The 21,822-nt window shown below is 44.9% G+C and carries 14 protein-coding genes and 1 pseudogene; 10 read left to right on the forward strand and 5 right to left on the reverse strand.

Translation table 11 applies throughout. From position 1 onward, the window contains the following. Nucleotide 1: 1 nt before the first annotated feature. From phaE to ACQY1Y_RS18395, 5 genes are all read left to right on the forward strand, one after another. The gene (gene phaE, locus ACQY1Y_RS18375; protein WP_002751547.1) at nt 2-997 is read left to right on the forward strand and encodes a class III poly(R)-hydroxyalkanoic acid synthase subunit PhaE; all 996 of its coding nucleotides are present in this window, start codon (nt 2-4) and stop codon (nt 995-997) included. 159 nt (nt 998-1,156) lie between these two features. Beyond that, nucleotides 1,157-2,251: a class III poly(R)-hydroxyalkanoic acid synthase subunit PhaC gene (locus tag ACQY1Y_RS18380; protein WP_002737173.1), complete on the forward strand. Its 1,095-nt coding sequence runs from the start codon at nt 1,157-1,159 to the stop codon at nt 2,249-2,251. Between the two features lie 248 nt (nt 2,252-2,499). Further along, a complete protein-coding gene (chlP, locus tag ACQY1Y_RS18385) occupies nt 2,500-3,717 on the forward strand; it encodes a geranylgeranyl reductase (protein WP_002751549.1) in 1,218 nt (405 codons plus the stop codon). A 482-nt stretch (nt 3,718-4,199) separates the two neighbouring features. Then, nucleotides 4,200-5,144 (forward strand): isoaspartyl peptidase/L-asparaginase, encoded by a 945-nt coding sequence (locus tag ACQY1Y_RS18390; RefSeq protein ID WP_002751560.1) that lies wholly within the window; start codon nt 4,200-4,202, stop codon nt 5,142-5,144. A gap of 71 nt (nt 5,145-5,215) precedes the next feature. After that, nucleotides 5,216-6,403 (forward strand): FtsW/RodA/SpoVE family cell cycle protein, encoded by a 1,188-nt coding sequence (locus tag ACQY1Y_RS18395; protein ID WP_430014692.1) that lies wholly within the window; start codon nt 5,216-5,218, stop codon nt 6,401-6,403. 523 nt (nt 6,404-6,926) lie between these two features. On the opposite strand, the gene ACQY1Y_RS18400 is transcribed toward ACQY1Y_RS18395, so the two are convergent. The 4 genes from ACQY1Y_RS18400 to ACQY1Y_RS18415 all read right to left on the reverse strand — a co-directional run bounded on the left by ACQY1Y_RS18400 (nt 6,927) and on the right by ACQY1Y_RS18415 (nt 12,433). Next, the gene (locus ACQY1Y_RS18400) at nt 6,927-8,231 is read right to left on the reverse strand and encodes an ABC transporter substrate-binding protein (protein WP_430013305.1); all 1,305 of its coding nucleotides are present in this window, start codon (nt 8,229-8,231) and stop codon (nt 6,927-6,929) included. 432 nt (nt 8,232-8,663) lie between these two features. Further along, the gene (gene ctpA / locus ACQY1Y_RS18405) at nt 8,664-9,902 is read right to left on the reverse strand and encodes a carboxyl-terminal processing protease CtpA (RefSeq protein ID WP_430013306.1); all 1,239 of its coding nucleotides are present in this window, start codon (nt 9,900-9,902) and stop codon (nt 8,664-8,666) included. 191 nt (nt 9,903-10,093) lie between these two features. Next, complete coding sequence (gene fba / locus ACQY1Y_RS18410) at nt 10,094-11,173, reverse strand: class II fructose-bisphosphate aldolase (protein WP_002751568.1); 1,080 nt, start codon at nt 11,171-11,173, stop codon at nt 10,094-10,096. Between the two features lie 132 nt (nt 11,174-11,305). Beyond that, nucleotides 11,306-12,433, reverse strand: coding sequence for an aldo/keto reductase (locus ACQY1Y_RS18415; protein WP_430013307.1), 1,128 nt, complete (start codon nt 12,431-12,433; stop codon nt 11,306-11,308). 614 nt (nt 12,434-13,047) lie between these two features. Between ACQY1Y_RS18415 and ACQY1Y_RS18420 the strand changes: the two genes are divergently transcribed. Then, the gene (locus ACQY1Y_RS18420; RefSeq protein ID WP_430013308.1) at nt 13,048-14,523 is read left to right on the forward strand and encodes a leucyl aminopeptidase; all 1,476 of its coding nucleotides are present in this window, start codon (nt 13,048-13,050) and stop codon (nt 14,521-14,523) included. 168 nt (nt 14,524-14,691) lie between these two features. On the opposite strand, the pseudogene ACQY1Y_RS18425 reads toward ACQY1Y_RS18420, so the two are convergent. After that, nucleotides 14,692-14,898: pseudogene (locus ACQY1Y_RS18425) on the reverse strand (IS200/IS605 family transposase); the annotation flags it as partial. Between the two features lie 78 nt (nt 14,899-14,976). Here ACQY1Y_RS18425 and ACQY1Y_RS18430 point away from each other — a divergent pair. From ACQY1Y_RS18430 to ACQY1Y_RS18445, 4 genes are all read left to right on the forward strand, one after another. Continuing rightward, nucleotides 14,977-16,191: an RNA-guided endonuclease InsQ/TnpB family protein gene (locus ACQY1Y_RS18430; RefSeq protein ID WP_430013309.1), complete on the forward strand. Its 1,215-nt coding sequence runs from the start codon at nt 14,977-14,979 to the stop codon at nt 16,189-16,191. 134 nt (nt 16,192-16,325) lie between these two features. Next, the gene (locus tag ACQY1Y_RS18435; protein WP_430013310.1) at nt 16,326-17,510 is read left to right on the forward strand and encodes a tetratricopeptide repeat protein; all 1,185 of its coding nucleotides are present in this window, start codon (nt 16,326-16,328) and stop codon (nt 17,508-17,510) included. A gap of 77 nt (nt 17,511-17,587) precedes the next feature. Beyond that, entirely contained in the window at nt 17,588-19,465 is a 1,878-nt protein-coding gene (gene ftsH4, locus ACQY1Y_RS18440; protein ID WP_193977306.1) for an ATP-dependent zinc metalloprotease FtsH4, read from the forward strand. Between the two features lie 578 nt (nt 19,466-20,043). After that, a complete protein-coding gene (locus ACQY1Y_RS18445; protein WP_430013311.1) occupies nt 20,044-21,417 on the forward strand; it encodes a TIGR03279 family radical SAM protein in 1,374 nt (457 codons plus the stop codon). Nucleotides 21,418-21,822 lie beyond the last annotated feature (405 nt).

Here is a 21,822-nt window from a genome sequence, read left to right on the forward strand (position 1 = left end):
AATGGATAAACCGACACAAGCTTGGAGTGAGATGGCCACCGATTACGTCAATCTTTGGACAGAAACCGGGGCAAAAATGTGGTCAAGTTGGTTTGATATGATGGGAGCGATACCGACTCCTATGGGCAATATTAAACCAGAATTGCAAGAGGCAACCCAGCGCTATTTTGATAATCGGGATTTATTGATCAAATTCCTAAAATTATCGATGGAAGCTTGGGAAAGTATCTTCCCGAAAATGCAAACAGGAGAAGACTGGCAAACAATTTTAGATAATTATACCCAACAGATGCGCGGTCAACTGAATAGTTTTACTACTACCACTTCCCAAAGTAGTCAAGATGTCAGTCAACTATGGACAATTTACCTGCAACAATTACAAAGTCTCAATCATTTATGGTTCGATCCTTTCGTCCTGTCAAATGACACAATAACCAAAGCTTGGTTAGGTAACACTTCTTCCTTGATCGAACTCAATAATATCTATTGGCAGAAGTTTTATGATGAGACTTTTGGCCAATGGTTACAGATGCCTTTATTGGGATTGCCACGAGAATTTAACCGCAAATTACTCGATAGTTTTGAAACTTGGCGCGTTCTTTATCAAGCTAGTATTAACTATCAAATTGTGCTGGCTGATATTCAAGTTAAATCCTTTGAAGCTTTAACTAAAAAATTAGTTTTCTTAGCAGAAAAAGGTCAACCTGTCAAGGATTGGCGAGAATTTCAAGATGTGTGGAGTGTCGTCGCTGATGATATTTTTGAAAAGGCTTTTTGTCAACCAGAAAACCTAAAAGTAAGGGGAAAATTTATTAATTCCCTCAATGATTATCGCCTCAAACAGCAGGATTTAATGGAAATTTACCTGCGCTCAATGAATCTGCCTACCCGCAGCGAAGTCGATGAAATTCATCGGACTATCTATGAATTACGCAAAGAGGTAAAAAGTCTCAAAAAAGCTTTAGGAGAAAAAAAAGAAACAGAAAGTAACAATTAGTTAATTGTGCTTGACAATCAGTTATCAGTTATCGGATTGCAGTTTTCAGTATATAGTGTTAGGTAAAAACTTCGGAACTTTCTTTTCACTGATTACTGTTTACTGTTCACTGCTCACTAAAAAATCCCCACTTCCACACTTTTCTAGGAGAATTAAATTATGTGGCCATTTTTGACGCAAGTAAAACTGGAAGATTTTACCCAAGATTATCTAGAATTAACTCAGAAAAATCTCAAAGGTTTAGACAATCTCAAACGAGTTAAAGAAGAAGATATTGAGTGTGGAGTCTCGGAAAAAGAAGCAGTTTATCGGGAAGATAAAATCATTCTCTACCACTTTAAACCCGTGGTCGAAAAACCCTTCGAGATTCCCTTGTTGATGGTTTATGCTTTGGTCAATCGTCCCTACATGGTAGATTTACAGGAAGGGCGTTCTTTAGTAGCAAATCTGCTGAAATTAGGCTTAGATATCTACTTAATTGATTGGGGATATCCCACCAGAAGCGATCGCTGGTTAACCCTTGATGATTATATCAATGGTTATGTGGATAATTGCGTCGATTTTATTCGTCAAAGTCACCATCTCGACAAAATTAATCTGTTAGGAATCTGTCAGGGGGGAACCTTTAGTTTATGCTATAGTTCCCTCTATCCCGATAAGGTAAAAAATCTGGTGACAATGGTGACACCGGTGGACTTTTATCAAACCGAGACCCTCTTAAATATGCGCGGGGGGTGTTCCTTGGGAGCCGAAGCATTAGACATCGATTTAATGGTAGATACTATGGGCAATATCCCGGGAGATTTTCTCAACTTAGAGTTTCTGGAATTGAAACCTTTGCAGTTAGGTTATCAGAAATACCTCGATTTTCCTGACATCATGGAAGACGAATCAAAATTAGTTAATTTTCTGCGTATGGAAAAATGGATTTTTGATAGTCCCGACCAAGCGGGAGAATCCTATCGACAGTTTCTCAAGGATTTCTATCAGCAAAATAAACTGATTAAAGGGGAAGTGATGTTAGGAGATAAACGGGTAGATTTACATAATCTGACTATGCCAATTCTCAATCTTTATGCGGATAAAGATCACCTTGTCCCTCCCGCTTCTTCCCTCGCTTTAGGGAATTATATCGGTACTTCTGACTATACCGCTTGTGCTTTTCCGGTCGGACATATCGGAATGTATGTCAGTGGCAAAGTGCAACGGGATTTACCCCCCGCTATTAGCGATTGGTTGAAAGCAAGAGCTTAACAATCCTCGCACCTATCCCCTTTTCCAATTTGGGAGAGGGGTTTAGCAGTTTTCTTCTCTATCGGTGTAACACAATACAACACATCGATTAAAAAAAATCTACGGGCAGTAAAATAAACTTTTGTAACAGAGGATGTTAAGCACTGTTGCAAGATCGGGCAGAATCGGAGGATATCGTTCCTTTCGGCTAAACCCCTGTGGTACACTGCAAAGCGTACTCGCTCGTAAGTATGTAGGAGAAAACCTGAGTGTTAAGAGTCGCTGTTGTGGGTTCAGGGCCGGCCGGTTCTTCGGCGGCAGAAACATTAGCTAAAGCAGGCATTGAAACCTATTTATTTGAACGCAAATTAGATAATGCTAAACCCTGTGGTGGAGCGATTCCTCTCTGTATGGTGAGCGAATTTGACCTACCTCCTGAAATTATCGATCGCCGGGTGAGAAAAATGAAAATGATCTCCCCCTCTAACGTCGAAGTCGATATTAATCTCGATAATCAAGACGAATATATCGGAATGTGTCGTCGGGAAGTCCTCGACGGTTTTATGAGAGAACGCGCCCATAAATTAGGAGCGCATTTAATCAACGGAACCGTTTACGGTCTCGACATTCCCACCAATAGCACCGATCCCTATACCCTACACTACGCCGATCACTCCCACGGCAATTCCCAAGGGGAAATGAAATCTCTGAAGGTGGATATGGTTATCGGCGCCGACGGTGCTAATTCTCGCATTGCCAAAGCTATTGATGCCGGGGATTACAACTATGCGATCGCTTTCCAAGAACGCATCCGTCTTCCCCAAGATAAAATGGCCTACTACGAAGATCTGGCCGAAATGTATGTAGGAAAAGACGTATCCCCCGACTTCTACGCTTGGGTATTCCCCAAATACGATCACGTCGCTGTCGGTACTGGCACAATGAAGGTCAATAAAGCCATGATTAAAGACCTACAAGCTGGTATTCGCGCTCGCGCGGCCCGTCGTCTGGAAGGAGGCGAAATCATCCGGGTGGAGGCTCACCCCATCCCCGAACATCCCCGTCCTCGTCGTGTAGTTGGTCGCGTGGCACTGGTGGGAGATGCTGCGGGAACAGTTACTAAGTCTTCGGGAGAAGGCATCTATTTCGCCGCTAAATCGGCGCGGATGTGTGCCGAAACCATTGTCGAAGTCACCAACGGCGGCCAACGTATTCCCACAGAGGACGAGTTAAAACTCTACCTCAAGCGTTGGGATAAGAAATACGGTATGACCTATCTGGTATTAGATATCCTGCAACGGGTTTTCTACCGTACCGATGCCACCCGGGAAGCTTTTGTGGAAATGTGTTCCGATAAGGATGTACAGAAGATGACTTTTGACAGTTATCTCTATAAAACCGTTGTTCCCGCTAATCCTCTCGTACAGATGAAGATTACCGCTAAAACCATCGGTTCTCTCCTGCGCGGTAACGCTTTAGCTCCTTAAAATCAATGTGATAACCGGAAAACCCAATCTCCCCATAGCGGTGGTTGGGTTTTCTTTTGGGTTGTCCCTTCTTGTCTTCTCTAATTCGGGTTTGCTGAATAAATTTGAAATGTAGGCAAAGTAAAGGTTTTGGGGCTTTTCTCGCGAAACAGGTGCAAGATTTTGAGAGAATCGTCGTTCAAAACCTTGCGTCTTCATCGGCCCGCGTCCTGTAGGGGCGAAGCATTCGGACAATAACCTATCGGTGAAAAGGTAGATTTTCTATCCGAATGCTTCGCCCGTACTTATTCAGCAAACCCTAATTCAAATAAAAATGCCGAAAAAATATTTGATAAGCTGTTAAGCAATTTAAATGCGCGGGCAGCTGACAGTACAGTTTATGCCCTTTTGTTAAAGGGGAAGTCAAGATAGATGGTGTAAATGCGCTACTATTTAATGGCAAAGCCGTCCTCAAGAGACGGGGTTTCGGACTCAATTTTTCGATGACCAGAGTAAATGCGAAGTTAATTATTCATGGGGGAGCGAGTTCCCTAGAGGATAAAGGTGGTTTAGAATCAGTGCGCGATTCTCTCCGGGGGATTGTTAAGAATATTTACAACCTCCTTGACAATGGTGCTAGTGCTGTGGAAGCGGTGACAAAAGGATGTATGTTACTGGAGGATGAACCGCGATTTAATGCTGGAACCGGTTCGGTGGTGCAATCGGACGGTCAGGTGCGAATGAGTGCAGCCTTGATGGATGGTCGTCACCAGCGTTTAAGCGGTGTCATTAACGTCTCGCGGGTACAGAATCCCATTAGCCTGGCTCAATTTCTCCAAAGTCAAGAGGATCGCATTCTCTCGGAAATTGGGGCTGCAGATCTGGCCCGAGAATTACAAATTCCCCTCTATGATCCCCTAACCGATTATCGGATTCAAGAATGGATGGAAGAAAGAAAGACGAACTTTAATCGCAAAATGGCCCGTTTATTCGCCGATTCGTCAGCACAACGGGGAACTATCGGGGTGGTGGCCCTTGATCAGCAAGGAGACATCGCCGCCGGAACTTCTACCGGGGGGAAGGGATTAGAAAGAATCGGTCGCGTTAGTGACAGTGCCATGCCGGCCGGCAATTATGCGAATCCATGGGCCGGAGTAAGTTGTACGGGGGTCGGGGAAGATATTATCGATGAGTGTTTAGCCGCTAAGGTGGTCATTCGCGTCACCGATGGTTTTTCCCTCGCCGCTGCCGTGGAGAAATCGATGCACGAATCCCAAACTAATGGTCGGGATCTGGGCATGATTTCCCTTGATCGTCAGGGTAATATTGTTTGGGGGAAAACGGCGGAAATTCTCTTGGCTGCCTATCACGACGGTCAGGCGATCGGTGATACCCTAGAATGGCACGGTGAAAACGCGGGTTTAATCGGTCATGTCGCCGTCGGATAGTGGAACAAACTGCGATCGAGCCTAGTCCTTTTGGTTAATCTGTGCAAGATACTTCTTTGCGAAAAATCTCCGTGTGGCAATATATTATCCCTATTTTTGACCCCGATGTGAAAAACTGGTCAGCCGAAGCGCGATTATTGCGCTGGATGACTTTTTTGTGGCTGTTAGTCGGGTTAGTCGTGCTTTTTTCTGCTTCCTACGCTCTGGCTGACAGTCGCTTTGATAACGGACTATACTATTTTATCCGCCAATTAATCTGGCTTTGGGTTGGCTTAATTGGCTTTAATTTCCTGGTGCGATTGCCGATCGAGAAACTCCTCAAAATCGCCCCCTGGATGATTTTATTAGTTTTAGGATTAATTTTGATCACTCTCATCCCCGGTTTGGGAGCTAATATCAATGGTGCCACCCGTTGGATTAAAATCGGGCCGATTCTCTTGCAACCGTCGGAATTTATGAAACCGTTTCTCGTCCTGCAAGGAGCGGCGGTTTTCGGTGGATGGCCGCGTTTAAATGTCAATCAACGGTTAACTTGGATCGCTATTTTTGGACTAATTCTAGCCGGCATCCTCTTACAACCTAACTTGAGTACCACTGCTCTGTGTGGTATAACTCTCTGGCTGATCGCTCTTGCCTCCGGTCTGCCTTTATCCTACATGACCAGCACCGCTTTACTGGGTTTAACTATGGCCGTGGTCAGTGTTACTTTCCGCGAATACCAGAGAAAACGGATTTTATCTTTCCTAGACCCCTGGCAGGATCCCCGGGGTGATGGTTATCAATTAGTGCAGAGTTTACTGGCGATCGGTTCTGGCGGAACCACTGGCAGCGGTTACGGTTTATCCCAACAAAAATTATTTTATCTACCCTTCCCAGATACGGATTTTATTTTCGCTGTCTTTGGCGAGGAATTTGGTTTTATTGGCGGTATTTTACTGTTAATCATGCTATTTCTCTACGCTACTCTCGCCCTGATCGTGGCGGTTAAATGTCGTCATCGCATCAAAAAATTAGTGGCGATCGGGGCGATGGTAATTTTAATCGGTCAATCTCTGTTAAATATCGGTGTGGCTACTGGTTCTTTACCCACTACGGGCCTACCTTTCCCTCTCTTTAGCTATGGCGGCAGTTCCAGTTTAGCCAGTCTCTTTTTAGCCGCCCTCTTAATCCGGGTGGCCAGGGAAGAAAATGACCCCGATCCAGTTCCCACCAATCAAAAAAGTCCTCAGAAAACTGTCTCGGTTTTCAGTCATCAGTGATGGATTGGGAATTATGAAGTGGGGTGTGGGAAGAATAAATAAAAATAATCTCCTATCTCCTGACTTCTGACTCCTAACCCGATATTGGTCAAAGATAAGTAAAAATTATTGATTGATGCCAAAAACTTGAGAATATTCAAATTAACATTCCGCAATATTTACAAATTCTTAAAAATTAATTGAGAAAGATTTTTATTTAACAACGATGTTATCATGGTTACAGCGATTTTACTGAATTTCATAGTGGGCAGTTCTGTGCTTTTTTGGACAGCAACGCTTGAAACCCTTGCCACAGCTAGAAGGTGATCCTAATTAAGACGGGTAAATGAGTCAATTTCACCCACAACGATGATCTTTTTTTTGTGTAGTTTTATTGCAAAAAAAAAGTTTTTTTGACAAAAAGCACAAAGTGTGCTGCTGTCAACGGACTTCGTGGGTGTTGGGGGAGAGAGGGGAGAAGGAGAGCAGAGAGAATAAATAAAAACAATCTCCTGATTACTGATCACTGATTACTGATTACTGATCACTGATTAGGTGTCACCTGATCGATAACCTTGAGAGTGCCGTCATCATTAACAGTCCAGACATCGTAACTACCGACCACATCGCCATTTTCATCGATATCCACATTGCCACTGGCCCCCTGATAGTTAATATCTTCGCCTTTGCGAATCATTTCCATGGCTTGACAAGCATCGGTTACTTCCGTCCCAGGACCATTAGCCACCTCACGAATCTTGCTTTGAATCCCTTCCCCGGTGTTAGATTTAGCCGCCTCAGCTGCTAACATCAATAAAATCGCCGCGTCCCAAGTATGGGGAACAAAAGCGGTGACATCCTTGCCAGTTTTTTCTTTCCAGAGAGTAGTAAAAGCGCTTAAAGCTTGACCGTCGGCCCCGGGGACAGTGCCTAGGGCCCCAGCAATAATTGACTTACCATCGGTTCCTTTCCCCACCTGTCTGGTGAAATCTTCCGAAAAAACCCCATCGGTGAGGAGGACGGTAACTCCTTTGGTCAATCCCTGTTTATAGGCCGCTTGTAGCAATAAACTGCCCGTTTCAGCGTAAAGGACTGCCGCTACAGCATCCGGTTGATTAGCGAAGGCAGCCGCCGCTTCACTATCGAGAGTGGCAGCTTTCGGGTCATAACGGACGGGATTTTGCTTATTAGTGATCGTGCCGCCTAATTTATCGAAAGCGCTCACGAATTCCCGTTCAAATCCGACTCCATAATCGTTATTGATCACGACGGTGGCCACATTTTGAAAACCCTTTTTCTTAGCTAGGACTGCTAAAGCTTGAGCTTGGTAGGTATCCGGGGGAGCCGTCCGCGCCCAAAAACCTTGAAAATCGCCTTTTTTCGCCCTGTCAGTAAATACGGGACTGGTGCTACCCGGAGAAACTAACATAACTTTATTTCTCACCGCCACATCGACGGCTGCTCCCGATACACTACTGGCAAAGGAACCGATCACACCGGCTACTTTATCCACCTCCGCTAGTTTCGTCATCGCCGAAGCACCGGCGGCGGGATCGGTTTGGTCATCTTCTTTCACGAGGGTGACGGGTTTGCCATTGACTCCACCACAGGCATTGATAGTCTCTACCGCTAGGGCGGCTGCTTCGGGCATATTTTGACCAATAGCGGCTAAATCTCCGGTAATGGGCAGTAAGGCTCCTAATTTTAGTCCCTCATCACCGGGGGCAGTGGTGGTGGGACTAGAGGCGTTGTTATCCGGGGTTTGGGCATTATTACAAGCGGTTAAAAAATTAGCTAACAGGCTGATGCTCAGGGTTAGGGCTAGGGGCGATCGAATATATCTCTGCATGGCAGTAAAATCAAGGATGAGTTAAGGTTGCAAGGCTGAAAAACCCGGACTGGGAAAATTCTAATCGATGTTAGCATTCTCTCCAAATCAAACAGGTTTTCATCTTAATTTAGATATTGATGGAAAAAACGGCTAATTTGTTCGATTTATGCCCTAGTAATTATGAATTATGAATTATGAATTATGGTTCTTCGGTTTGTCTTATGCAACGTACAGGGTTATAAGGAATGAAACTCTTATAGAGAAAGACATTTGGCGATTTTTGTTAATTGTTTTCGCTCTAGAGCGAACTAATCAATTAAATCTCTTGCCAGATAAGGATTTAGTCGATTTATGCCACCCGATCGAACCAGACCAAGTAACTAAGAACCCTGAAAACTCGCATCTGATAACTGGTAACTGATGGCTGGTAACTGATGGCTGAAAACCCACTTAGGAAGCTTTGGCTAAAACGGTGTTCTGGTTTAAAAACTGAATCGCGGTTTGGTATTGACTATCTTTTTCGGTGCCGATTTCCTCATAGGTGATCGGTTCCTGGGCCACCAGTTGATCCGGCATAATTCCTAACTTATGAATATCATGGTGGCCGGGAGTTTCATATTTAGCTACGGTAATCGCTAATCCTGCGCCATCGGGTAACTCGAATAGGGACTGAATTAATCCCTTACCGAAAGTCTTTTCTCCCACTAAAACCCCTCGCTGATTGTCCTGTAATGCTCCGGCTAAAATCTCGCTGGCGCTGGCGGTTCCCTGATTGACTAAAACCACTAGAGGCGCGTCAGTTAAAGCATTGCCAGCAGCGGCAAAACTATCGGCAATTCCCTCACGATTAACCGTATAAACGATAGTTCCCTGATTAATCCACATCCGAGCGATTTCTATGCCCGCTTGCAGTAAACCACCGGGGTTATTTCTTAGATCCAAAATATAACCCTTGGCTCCTTGTTTTTGTAAGTTCGTCACCGCTTCCGAGACTTCTTTAGCAGCGTTAGCACTAAATTGATTTAAGCGCACATAACCGATCGGCAAGGAACTAGAATTTTTATCCAAAACCGCCACCACTGGACTTAAAGAAATGCGTTGGCGGGTTAAAGATAGGGTTTTTGGTTGACTTTTTTGATAGGGAAGAATCACCAAAGAAACTTCTGTTCCGGCAGTCCCGCGCATTTTTGCCGCCGCCGCATCGAGGGTTAAAGTAGTGGTATCGATACCATCAATAAACAAAATGCGATCGTGGCTAGTCAAACCAGCGGCCTCGGCAGGAGAACCGGCAAGGGGGGCAACCACTTCTAAGTAACCATTATCTGGATTGATATTAATTTGCAGTCCTACCCCCGATAATTCCCCCGTGGTGCTAATTTGTAGGTTATGGTATTGATCCGGTCGCAGGAGACGGGTAAAGGGTTCATCGAGAGTGGCTAACATCTGTTCGATCGCATTATAGGCCGCCGTCCGATCGTTAAGGGGTTTTTTGATGAATTGTTCCCGCACCTGCCACCAGTTTTGATGATTAAAGGTGTCATCATAATAGGATTGGTTGACTAATCGCCAAGATTGTAGTAGTAATTTTTGTTCTTCGCTAAAGGCGGCTGCTGTGGGTGTCCATGCCATCCAAGTCAGACAAAACCAAAATCCCACCAATAATCCCGCCCACAACGATTTTTTTCTCATCTTGCTTCTCTTATAAATCCAGTGCTGATCTGCTGATTATTCTCAGTATAGTCTTTTCTCTGAAATCGATTCTTATCTGGTAACTCTTTCCCTTGAAGGCATTCCCATAAAAAAGAGGGTAGTTATGGTTAACTACCCCAAAAAATCCTACTAAATCGGTGCTATTAAGCGATCGCTTAATTGTTCAGCCACTAGACAGCCACAACTTTTTTGCTGACTTGGGTTAATTGCCCTTTAGCATATTTGGCTGCGTAATCATCAAGGGACATTTGTTTGATTTTGCTGGCGTTACCGGCGGTACCAAATTGTTGATAGCGATCGGCACAAACTTTCTGCATATAGGTGATCGAGGGTTTCAGGAAGGAACGGGGATCAAACTCTTTCGGGTTGCTGAATAGTGCTTCACGAACTGCGGCAGTAATTGCTAAACGGCAGTCGGTGTCGATATTGATTTTACGCACACCACTCTTGATGCCTTTTTGGATTTCTTCCACGGGAACACCGTAGGTTTCAGGGATAGCGCCACCGAATTGGTTAATTAATTCGAGGAGATCTTCAGGAACCGAGGAAGAACCGTGCATGACCAAGTGAGTATTGGGTAAGCGGTTATGAATTTCTTCAATACGGCTAATAGCGAGAATTTCGCCGGTGGGTTTGCGGGTAAATTTGTAAGCGCCGTGGCTAGTACCAATGGCTACTGCTAAAGCATCTACTTGGGTTCTTTCGACGAAATCCACCGCTTCATCGGGATCGGTTAACAGCATCGAGTGATCTAATTCTCCCTCAAAACCGTGACCGTCTTCTGCTTCTCCTTTACCGGTTTCTAAGGAACCTAAACAACCGAGTTCCCCTTCCACACTAGCACCGATCGAGTGGGCAACTTTTACTACTTCAGCAGTAACGTTAACGTTGTACTCGTAGGTGGCGGGAGTTTTAGCATCCGCTTCTAAGGAACCATCCATCATGACGCTGGTGAAACCGTTACGGATCGCCGAATAGCAGGTGGCGGGTTCATTACCGTGATCTTGGTGCATCACGATGGGGATATGAGGATAGGTTTCCACCGCGGCGGTGATCAAGTGACGCAGGAAGTTTTCCCCTGCATATTTGCGCGCACCGCGAGAAGCTTGTAGGATAACGGGGCTGTCGGTGGCTGCCGCCGCTTGCATGATCGCTTGGATCTGCTCCATATTATTTACGTTAAAAGCGGGGATGCCATATCCGTTCTCAGCCGCGTGATCCAACAATAACCGCATGGGGACGAGTGCCATATCCTTTACTCCTTAATCTATTTCTTGTTTTTTGTCTCTTTAAATTCAAGAAAGTTAATTCTCTTACCTGTTAATCTTAAGATAGTTTTTACACTTTGACGATCCCCAAAAAAAATTTTTCCCAGTTTCGTCCTAAGATGACCACAATCTCCGTTGCGCTGGTCCGTTAAGTAGTTCGTGTGTATCAAATAACAGACTGGGAATCGGCAATTTTTCCGGGCAGCGAGGTAAACAATCACCACATTCAGTACAATTATTGGCCTTGCGTCCGGGGAACCAATGACCGGCATTTTCCAGCATTCGATAGCGATACTGGCCAAAATCGGTCATTTCGTAAGCTACTGCCAGATTCCGCAGTCTCAACACTTCGGGGATATTAATATTTTCAGGACAGGGTAAACATTGATAACATTGGCTACATAAATCTGTAGCCAATTTATCGGTTAAATGTGTCTCTAAACGCTTAAAAACGGCAATTTCTGCCGCATCTAGGGGCTGATCTTCTTCGCATACGTTAATAATTGCCTCTAATTCCTCTGGTATCGCTGCCCCGACGCTGAGGGTAGTAATGCGCGGATCGCTCAATAAAAAGCGATAATTTAGCTCTAGGGGTGAAAAAGGGGCGCATAATTCCTCTAGCTTCTTGGGAGGTCTGTGGAGATTACCTCCCTTATCAGCAGGGGAGATAATAAACACACCCATGTCCTTTGCTTGGGCTAAAGCGATCGCTGGTTGCTGTCTTTGCCAAAAAAAATAGTAATGGATATTGACAAAAGCGAAGAAATCTGTATTGATCGTCTCGAGAATAATTTCTAGGGGTGCATGGGTAGAAAAGCCAATATGACCGATTTTTCCAGCTTCTTGGGCCATAAAAACGGCTTTCATGCAGCCTTGCGGGTCTTTAATCCAGTTTAAATGCTCGCGGGTGTTAATACCGTGAATTGCTAGACAATCGAGGTGATTTAATTGTAATCGTTCTAGGGATTCGGCGATCGCTTTTTCCATAGTTTGGCGATCGGGAGTGGGGACCAATTTCGTGGTCAGATAAACCCGCTCCCGCACCCCTTGACGCTGCAGGTAGCGACCGAGAAAAACTTCGCTATTACCGTAACCTCTGGCCGTTTCTAGGTGATTAATCCCCAATTCTAGGGCGCGATCGAGTGTTGCGGCAAATACCGACTCTGAGGACAAACAGCGCATTGTCCCCAGAGAAAACAGCGAAAATTGCCAATTAGTACGGCCAAATCGTCGATAACGCATTGATTCAGTTACCAGTTACCAGTTACCAGTTATCAGTTACCAGTTATCAGTTATCAGTTACCAGTTATCAGTTATCAGTTATCAGTTACCAGTTACCAGTTACCAGTTAAGTAGGGCTTGCTGAATAAATCTAAAAACCTTGTTGGATAAGAATTTTAGACTTTTTTCCCATCAAAAAGTGCCAGACATTGGGGTGAGCGGGGGGAAGTTTAGGCACTTTTTCCCTGAAAATTAGGTAATTGACCCCCTGAAAATCGCTAAAACCCTAAACCCTACACCCTACACCCCACACCCTGCCCCCACGAAAAACTTTTTGCCGCAAACCCTAAGTAGGTAACCTCAGTTCGGGATAAGCTAAAACCCTGATGCTACCGTAGCCTGAAACTCGTATTCTTTCGTGGAAGCTATGGCAAAATTCCCTTATCCCGAACTGAAGTTAAGATACAGTCTTATGGGCGAGTGAGTGGAACGAACCACTCCAGACACAAAGGACACAGAGATCGATCACTACTATATAAGTTAAACTTATCACACAAAGAATAAGACAGCCACTGATAGAGCTTACAGTATAGTGATTAATATAAGCATTTTGCAAAGAATTATCGAGATAAAGAATGGATATTCGATCGACTGACACCTCGCTCCTTACTTGGACAGGAGATACTTTAGCCCTAGGTTTACCAGAAGGAGCCATAGAGATTGCAGGAGAATTGGCAGAATTGAACGATAAACTGGGGGGAATCCTAGAGGATCTCATCTCCGAGACGGAATTCGAGGGAAAATTAAGCAGCAGTGCGGCGACTCGTCTAGGTGGTGGGGGTCCGATTCGCAAATTAATCCTGGTGGGATTGGGAAAAACTGCCGATTTCGACCTGCAAACCCTGCGTCTAGCGGCCGCCGCCATCGCTCGTCTGGCCAAACAACAAAAAAGCCAAGCTCTGGCCATCAGTTTACCGGTAGTTGGGGATCAGTCCGCCACTGCCGGAGCAATCACGGAAGGGCTGCTGCTGGCCAATCATCAGGATACCCGCTTCAAGTCCACTAAGGAGGAAAAAGGAGCCAAATTAGCAACCGTCGAGTTATTGGGTTTAGGAGAGCAAGCATCTGCGATCGCCAAGGCCGAGCAAATCTGTTCCGGGGTGATTCTGGCCAGAGAATTAGTCAATGCTCCCGCTAACACCGTTACCCCCCTAACCATGGCAGAAACCGCCGAGCAAATTGCCACCGAATACGGATTAAGTCTTAATATTCTGGAACAGGAAGAATGCGAAAGCTTGGGTATGGGAGCCTTCCTAGGAGTGGCCAAAGCCTCGGATATTCCCCCGAAATTCATCCATTTAATCTATAAACCCCAAGGAACCCCGAAATGTAAACTAGCAATCGTCGGTAAAAGTCTAACCTTTGATTCCGGCGGTTTGAATATTAAAGGGGCCGGCAGCGGCATCGAAACCATGAAAACGGATATGGGGGGTGGTGCCGCCACCCTAGGCGCGGCCAAGGCGATCGCCCAATTACGGCCAGAAGTGGAAGTACACTTTATCTGTCCGGCTACGGAAAATATGATTAGTGGTCGCGCTATGCACCCCGGTGACATTTTAACCGCTTCTAACGGCAAAACTATTGAAGTCAATAACACCGATGCCGAGGGACGATTAACCCTGGCCGATGGCTTGGTTTTTGCGGAAAAATTAGAGGTGGATGCGATCGTGGATCTAGCCACTTTAACTGGGGCCTGTGTCGTCGCTTTGGGGGACGATATCGCCGGTTTATGGAGTAGCGATGAGAGTCTCGCTGCTCAACTCCAAGAGGCCGCTAAATTAGCCGGCGAAAAATTCTGGCCAATGCCTCTAGAAGAAAAATATTTCGAGGGTCTGAAGTCTCCAATTGCCGATATGAAAAACACTGGCCCGCGCCCCGGCGGTTCCATTACAGCCGCTTTATTTTTGAAGCAATTCATTAATAATACTCCCTGGCTCCACCTAGATATCGCAGGACCCGTCTGGTCCGACAAAGAAAATGGCGTTAATAATTCCGGGGCCACTGGTTTTCCCGTCCGCACTCTAGTTAATTGGGTAATGGCCAATAATTAAGTTATCGGTGATCGGTAAGCGGTATTAAGTGAGGAGTATTTTCACTGATTACTGTTTACTGATCCCTGAAAAATCTGCCCCACCCCTCACCCCTATCTCAAGGTCGCGAGAGGACTCCCGTTAAACTGCGTAGCGGTTAACGGGAGATGAATCGCGACCAGAATGAAACTAACGCAGTAGCCTTTCCACTTTTGGGGAGTTTTGGTTCTCGACGTATTTTTTTAGTTGTTCGACAGTAACGTCGCCACAACTAGCCACGAAATAAGCTCCCGCCCAAAAATAGGGTTTGTTGTCGAAATACTTTGCCGCCAAATCTGGAAATTCTTGTCTAATTAAGCGACTACTAACTGTTTTAAGGTTAGCGATTAGTTTGGTCCATGATTGTAATCAGTTGAAATATTGGGCGGTAAGTGTTACAATTTAACTATACATCACATCACGAAGCTAACGACAGTGATAACGCTTACCTATCAGTACAAACTAAAGGTAAACAAGAAACAGGAACGAGAGATTGTCCACATTCTTGATGTTTGCAAAAGCGTTTATAATTACGCGCTCTCGGAACGGAAAGATTGGTTAAACTCTCGAAAGTGTCTTGCGGATCGCTGTTCGCTAGTTTCTGAGTACATAATTCCTGCGGATCAACCCTATCCAAATTACTTCGTTCAAGCTAAAAATCTAACGGAAGCTAAAAAAGTTTACCCGATATTAAAGACGGTTAACGCTCAAGTCTTACAGCAAGTTTTAAAAACTGTAGATAAAGCGTTTGACCATATAAAATCGAAAGGCTTCGGCTTTCCTAGATTTAAGAAAAAGATGCGAAGTTTTGTTTTCCCCGCGCTCTCGAAAAATTTTCTAGGTGACGAATACTTAAATTTTCCACAATTGGGAAAAATTCGGATTAGGAAATCTAGGGAGTACCCGTCTGGGTTTGAGCCTAAACAAGCTCGAATTATCCAAAAAGCGTCGGGATTTTACGTTTTGGTTTCTTTCCAATCTACGGAATTAGTTCCCGATATGACAGTTGGGAAAACCTGTTTAGGAATCGACGTGGGAATTGAAAGTTTTGTCGCTACTTCACGGGGAGATTTAATCAAAGCCCCTCGATTTTTGTTGAAAGTACAGAGTAAGCTTAAATTGCTACAAAGACGCTTGAAACATCAAGTCAAAGGCTCGAACAATTGGTTGAAACTCCAAGATAAGATAGCGAGATTACACGAAAAAGTGTCTAATACTCGTAGAGATTGGCATTTTAAGTTAGCTCATTACCTTTGCGATCTCGCTGATAATATCTTTGTTGAAGATATTAACTTCGTTTCCTGGTCTAGAGGGATCGTTAGAAAACAATCTCTGGATTCAGGTATCGGTAGTTTTATTAACGAGATATTACCGTTTGTCGCTTGGAAACGGGGAAAATATTATCTTAAGGTTGATAAAAACGGAACCTCGCAAGAGTGTCCGAATTGTGGCGCAATTACTGGTAAAAAAGCGTTATCGGAAAGAGTTCACCGGTGTGATTCTTGCGGCCACATTGAACCGAGAGATACGGCATCAGCGAAGGTAATTGAGAACCGAGGAAAAAACGCGGTCGGACTGACCGTGTTAGAAAACGCTCGCGGAGGCGATTTGACGGGGATCGACTGGGTTAAACTCGGTCGATCTAGTTAAAAGCCTAAGAACCGAGAATCCCCCGCTACACCGCGCGAGCGGTTAGCGGGGGAGAGTCAATCCCCGATAACTGATAACTGCTAGACTAATTGGGTGATGCTTGCAAGATTAATAAAACCAGTGTCGAGATTAGAATGCAGGGACTTTTAAGAAAACTTTGGCGTGCGATCGAAAACTTTTTTACCCGACTTTTGGGGGGACAAGGGGGAAAGGGGAAAGTACAAGCGATCGAATCTGTTCCCCTAACCGATACAGACTACGAGTTTCTCTATATGGAGTTACTCGATGGGGTGGCCCACGGTTGGCACGAAGGCAGAATTCTGAGATTTTTTGAGAAATTGGGCGATCGAGGTCGGCAAAAAGATTGGGTAGAATGGTTAGAGCTCTTTGGCACCCGTCTGCAATCCTCCGCTTCCCTTAACCAAATTCTCGCCACCAGAATGATCCGTTTGGGAGAATTAGCTCGCGCTTTCCCCGGGATTGAACGTATTGGTGAAGCTTCCTACGAGATCGGTTATCAACTCTACAGCAAAGAAACTGCCACTTTAATCTGGGAATACGCCGGGGAAGATGAGGCCCCGGGCAGTTATTCCCTGCCGCAACCCCCAGAAAATCTCTTATATTCCGGTGAAACTAGCGATTTTAACGGTAATAACCCAGAAAATCCCCAATTAGAAACCCTCACCCTCGATGAATTATTTGACCGTCTGCAAAACGATTCTACCCTAGCGGGCCAAATGGCCGAACAATTGGGCATCGAAAATAAGGACGCAGAAAGCATTATTGATAGTCTCATCGCTCAATTTTCCGCCCAGGAAGGTAAAAACCCTGAAACTGCCGAAGATTGGTTTCATCAGGGCTTAGAACAGGCAAATTTAGGCAATTGGTCAAATGCGATCGCTGATTGGGAACAGGCCTTAAAGATCGACCCCCAATTAGCCTCGGCCTGGCATAATCGTGGTAGTGCCTTAGCCATGATTGGTAACTACGAAGAAGCGTTAAGTAGTTATGATCGCGCCCTAGAAATCACCCCCAACGATCACCAAATCATTAACGCTAGAGGCAGCGCCCTATACGGACTGCAACGTTGGCAAGAAGCTTTAGAATCTTGGCAACAGGTGCTAGAAGCGGACGATAATTTTTATCAAGCTTGGTACAATCGCGGCAGTACCCTAGAAAATTTAGGCGAAACCCAAGCAGCGATCGCCTGTTATCAAAAAGCTTTAGGGATTGCGCCGGATTTTGAGCTTGCCCAAACCCGTCTAGAGGCTTTACTAGAGCAAAAACCGCCCGAAGACGACGGTAATCCCCCTGCCTGATTTAATCTGAACTTGAGCAGTCAACAGCCTACAATGAGGAGAGGATAGAGAATAATTTTAATGAATCAGGCCCAGCAATGAGTATAAAAAGCAAACCTCCTTCACAATCCCGCCTGATCGGTAATGTTTTATTAGCCGTGGGCGGCTTATTTCTGATTGTTAACCTCCTTTTTCCGCAATTATTTGGCCCTAGCGTCCCCAAAGTTCCCTATAGTCTTTTTATCGACCAAGTGGAAGATGGCAACGTCGCTAGGGTATCCGTGGGACAGAATGAGATTCGTTATCAGCTTAAAAACGACCAAGAGGGCAACTACGGACGAATTTTCAGCACTACACCGATTTTTGACCTAGAATTGCCCAAACGTCTGGAAGCCAAGGGCGTAGAGTTCGCCGCCGCACCACCGCCAAAAAATGGCTGGATTGGTAGTGTCCTTAGTTGGGTGATTCCTCCCCTGATTTTTGTCGGTATTTGGCAATTTTTCCTCGCTCGCAGCGGTGGCGGTGGTCCAGCTGGGGCTTTATCGATTACCAAAAGTCGCGCTAAAGTCTATGTGGAAGGAGACACCACCAAAACCACTTTTGAAGATGTGGCCGGTGTGGAAGAAGCGAAAACCGAATTAGCCGAAATCGTCGAATTTCTCAAATATCCCCAACGTTACATTCAAATCGGGGCGCGGATTCCCAAGGGTGTCCTCCTAGTTGGTCCGCCGGGGACAGGAAAAACCCTGCTGGCAAAAGCAGTAGCGGGAGAAGCGGGAGTTTCTTTTTTTAGTATCTCGGGTTCGGAATTCGTGGAACTCTTTGTCGGTGCGGGTGCGGCCCGAGTGCGAGATCTGTTTGAACAGGCCAAGAAAAAAGCCCCCTGTATTATTTTTATCGATGAATTAGACGCGATCGGTAAATCTCGCGCTAACGGTAATTTTATGGGGGGTAACGATGAACGGGAACAGACTTTAAACCAATTATTGACGGAAATGGACGGTTTTAACGCTGGTGATGCGACGGTGATCGTGCTGGCCGCCACTAACCGCCCCGAAACTCTTGATACCGCCCTTTTACGCCCCGGCCGTTTTGATCGTCAAGTGTTAGTTGATCGCCCCGATCTGGCTGGACGCTTAAAAATCCTCGAAATCTACGCAGGTAAGGTAAAATTAGGATCGGGTGTGGATTTAAAACAGATTGCTACCCGTACCCCCGGTTTTGCCGGTGCTGACTTAGCTAATCTAGTCAATGAGGCCGCTTTATTGGCAGCCCGCAATCAACGCAGCACCGTCGCCCAAGAGGACTTTAATGAGGCAATCGAGCGGGTAGTGGCGGGTTTAGAGAAGAAAAGCCGGGTTCTCTCGGAAAAAGAGAAGAAAATCGTCGCTTATCACGAAGTTGGTCACGCTCTCGTCGGTGCAGTTATGCCGGGGGGTGGTAAAGTTGCTAAGATTTCGATCGTGCCTCGCGGCATGGCAGCCCTCGGTTATACCCTGCAAATGCCCACGGAAGACCGTTTCCTTATGGATGATACGGAATTACGCGACCAAATTGCTACTCTTTTAGGCGGTCGGGCCGCCGAGGAAATTATCTTTGGTAGTATTACTACTGGGGCTGCTAATGACCTGCAGCGGGCGACGGACTTGGCCGAACGCATGGTGACGACCTATGGTATGAGTAAGACTCTCGGTCCTCTAGCCTACGAAAAAGGTCAACAGAATAGTTTTCTGGGAGATGGTATGATGAATCCCCGGCGCTTGGTGAGCGATGACACGGCCAAAGCGATCGACAATGAAGTGAAAGAGATTGTCGAAAATGGTCATCAGCAGGCCCTGGATATCCTGGCTCAAAATCGCGATTTACTCGAAGAAATTGCCCAAGAAATCCTCAGTAAAGAGGTGATTGAAGGGGAACAATTGCAAGCACTGCTCGAGCGCGTTAAACCCCTCGATCGAGAACCTGTTACTGTTTAGATTGATTTGATTTTTGCCTTACCCCATCTTGAACAAAGATGGGTTTTTTGCCATTATACTAAATCTGATTATTAAAAACTGATTATTCATTCCTCCTTTTGCCCTTTGCCTCTCCGCAGTCCCAGAACCCCAAAAGTTCCAATTAATCTTAACCCCTATTAGAGATTAATACTTTGTAGGGTTGATTCATGAATCAACCCTACAGCGTTCCCATTAATCTTAACCCCTATTAGAGATTGAAACTTGCAGGCAAAAATCAGCGATACTGATATTGAGATCACGATGGTGAATCCAGAAGAGCTAAAGGAGACAGAAAATGGCTAACGAAACCGTCACTTATTCCCTAGAAGCTGTTTTGACAAGGATTGAGGGGAAAATCGACTCTCTGGGAAATGCAGTTAAATAATTGGATGGCAACCTAAAAACATGGCTCTCCCCGGTTTGGTGGGTAAAATGTATTCTAAGATATAGTCTTGCGGGCAAGTGAGTGGAACGAACCACAGAGACACAAAGGACACAGAGATCGATCACTACTATATAAGTTAAACTTATCACACAAAGAATAAGAGAGCCCAAACATGAGTGAATTAACTATTCGTCCAGCTAAAATTAGTGGTGTCATCCCAGATTCGATCGCCGCCGAGGTAGGTTTTGAAATCGGGGATTCGCTCGTCTCTATTAATGGTAGTCGTCCCCGGGATTTAATCGATTATCAATTTTTATGTGCCGATGAATTTTTAACCCTAGAAGTGCTTGATAGTCATGGCAAAACTCACCAAGTAAAAATTGAAAAAGATTATCATGAAGACTTAGGTTTAGAGTTTGAAACTGCCCTTTTTGATGGCTTAATTCAGTGTAATAACAAATGTCCTTTTTGCTTTATCGATCAACAACCAGAGGGCAAAAGAGAAACTTTATACTATAAAGATGATGACTATCGCTTAAGTTTTCTCTATGGCAGTTATTTAACCTTAACTAATCTCACCTCAAAAGAATGGCAGCGGATCGAAAAGATGCGGATATCACCGCTTTTTGTGTCCGTTCATGCCACGGAACCCGATCTGAGAATTCGTCTCTTAAAAAATCACCGCGCTGGTCAAATTTTAGACCATTTAAAGTGGCTACAAGCGAGACAATTACAAATTCATGCACAAGTGGTAGTTTGTCCCAATATTAATGATGGAATTCATCTCGAAAGAACTCTGTTAGATCTGGTTTCTTTTCATCGGGGAGATATTCCCTGTGTGGAGTCGATTGCCGTAGTTCCCGTGGGATTAACCCGCTTTCGTCCCCAAGAAGATGAATTAATTCCCGTTAGCCAAGAAAAAGCGCGAGAAGTGATCGAACAAGTCCAAACTTTACAGAAAAAATTTCGTCAAGAATTTGGCAGTAATGTGGTATGGTTAGCCGATGAATGGTTTTTAATTGCCCGAGTCGATTTACCACCTCAATCTCACTACGAAGACTATCCCCAAATCGGTAACGGGGTTGGCTCGATTCGTCAATTTATTAGGGATTTCCAGAAGACAGCCAAGAAGTTATTGCCTGCTCAAATTACTCCCTCTAGACGGTTGGTATGGGTAGTGGGAAATGCGGTAGAACAAGCTTTTCAACCCCTAGTTAAACAGTTAAATAAGGTGCAGGGTTTAACCGTGGAATTAGTGGCTTTAAATAGTGATTATTGGGGACAGGAAATCACGGTTACGGGTTTATTAACCGGGCAAGATATTCTCAAAGGATTACAAGGTAAAAATCTTGGGGATGGGGTTTTATTACCTTCTCTCATGCTTAAGCATGGGGAAGCGGTATTTTTAGATGATATCACCCTAGAAACTGTTATTAATCAGTTAAGAGTCCCTATTTATCCAGTCCTGGGAGTGGAGGAATTAATTAAAACTTGTCTTACTCTCAATCCTTTCTCTGACTTTCTCTCACATATAGGTGAGCAGTAAAAGTTATTAAAAGAGGGCGAATGCAATTCGCCCCTACAATAATATTATTGCGCCAATGGTAGGGGCGCATCGCGTGCGCCCAAATATAATATAGATATTTCGACCAAATTGATTTGAGTTTTTAGTGAGCGTTATTAAGTAGAAAATTGCCGTTTTCTTGGCACTGATAACTGTTTATGGTAATCGGATTGGGTGCATCTCCTATCTGTGACTTTTTCTCACATATTGGTGAGCAGTAAAAGTGATTAAAAGAGGGCGAATGCAATTCGCCCCTACAATAATATTATTGCGCCAATGGTAGGGGCGCATCGCGTGCGCCCAAAATGTAATATAGATATTTCGACCAAATTGATTTGAGTTTTTAGTGAGCGTTATTAAGTAGAAAATTGCCGTTTTCTTGGCACT

Origin of the sequence: Microcystis ichthyoblabe FBCC-A1114 (genome assembly GCF_050500245.1) — a bacterium.
In the GTDB taxonomy this organism is placed as follows: Bacteria; Cyanobacteriota; Cyanobacteriia; order Cyanobacteriales; family Microcystaceae; genus Microcystis; species Microcystis ichthyoblabe_A.

What these genes read in the sequence shown, in the direction of transcription:
- ACQY1Y_RS18380 (WP_002737173.1), top strand. Translation starts at nt 1,157, where the DNA reads ATGTGGCCATTTTTGACGCAAGTAAAACTGGAAGATTTTACCCAAGAT.
- ACQY1Y_RS18415 (WP_430013307.1), bottom strand. Translation starts at nt 12,433, where the DNA reads ATGCGTTATCGACGATTTGGCCGTACTAATTGGCAATTTTCGCTGTTT.
- ACQY1Y_RS18390 (WP_002751560.1), top strand. Translation starts at nt 4,200, where the DNA reads ATGACCAGAGTAAATGCGAAGTTAATTATTCATGGGGGAGCGAGTTCC.
- ACQY1Y_RS18420 (WP_430013308.1), top strand. Translation starts at nt 13,048, where the DNA reads ATGGATATTCGATCGACTGACACCTCGCTCCTTACTTGGACAGGAGAT.
- ftsH4 (WP_193977306.1), top strand. Translation starts at nt 17,588, where the DNA reads ATGAGTATAAAAAGCAAACCTCCTTCACAATCCCGCCTGATCGGTAAT.
- ACQY1Y_RS18400 (WP_430013305.1), bottom strand. Translation starts at nt 8,231, where the DNA reads ATGCAGAGATATATTCGATCGCCCCTAGCCCTAACCCTGAGCATCAGC.
- ctpA (WP_430013306.1), bottom strand. Translation starts at nt 9,902, where the DNA reads ATGAGAAAAAAATCGTTGTGGGCGGGATTATTGGTGGGATTTTGGTTT.
- phaE (WP_002751547.1), top strand. Translation starts at nt 2, where the DNA reads ATGGATAAACCGACACAAGCTTGGAGTGAGATGGCCACCGATTACGTC.
- fba (WP_002751568.1), bottom strand. Translation starts at nt 11,173, where the DNA reads ATGGCACTCGTCCCCATGCGGTTATTGTTGGATCACGCGGCTGAGAAC.
- ACQY1Y_RS18445 (WP_430013311.1), top strand. Translation starts at nt 20,044, where the DNA reads ATGAGTGAATTAACTATTCGTCCAGCTAAAATTAGTGGTGTCATCCCA.
- ACQY1Y_RS18435 (WP_430013310.1), top strand. Translation starts at nt 16,326, where the DNA reads ATGCAGGGACTTTTAAGAAAACTTTGGCGTGCGATCGAAAACTTTTTT.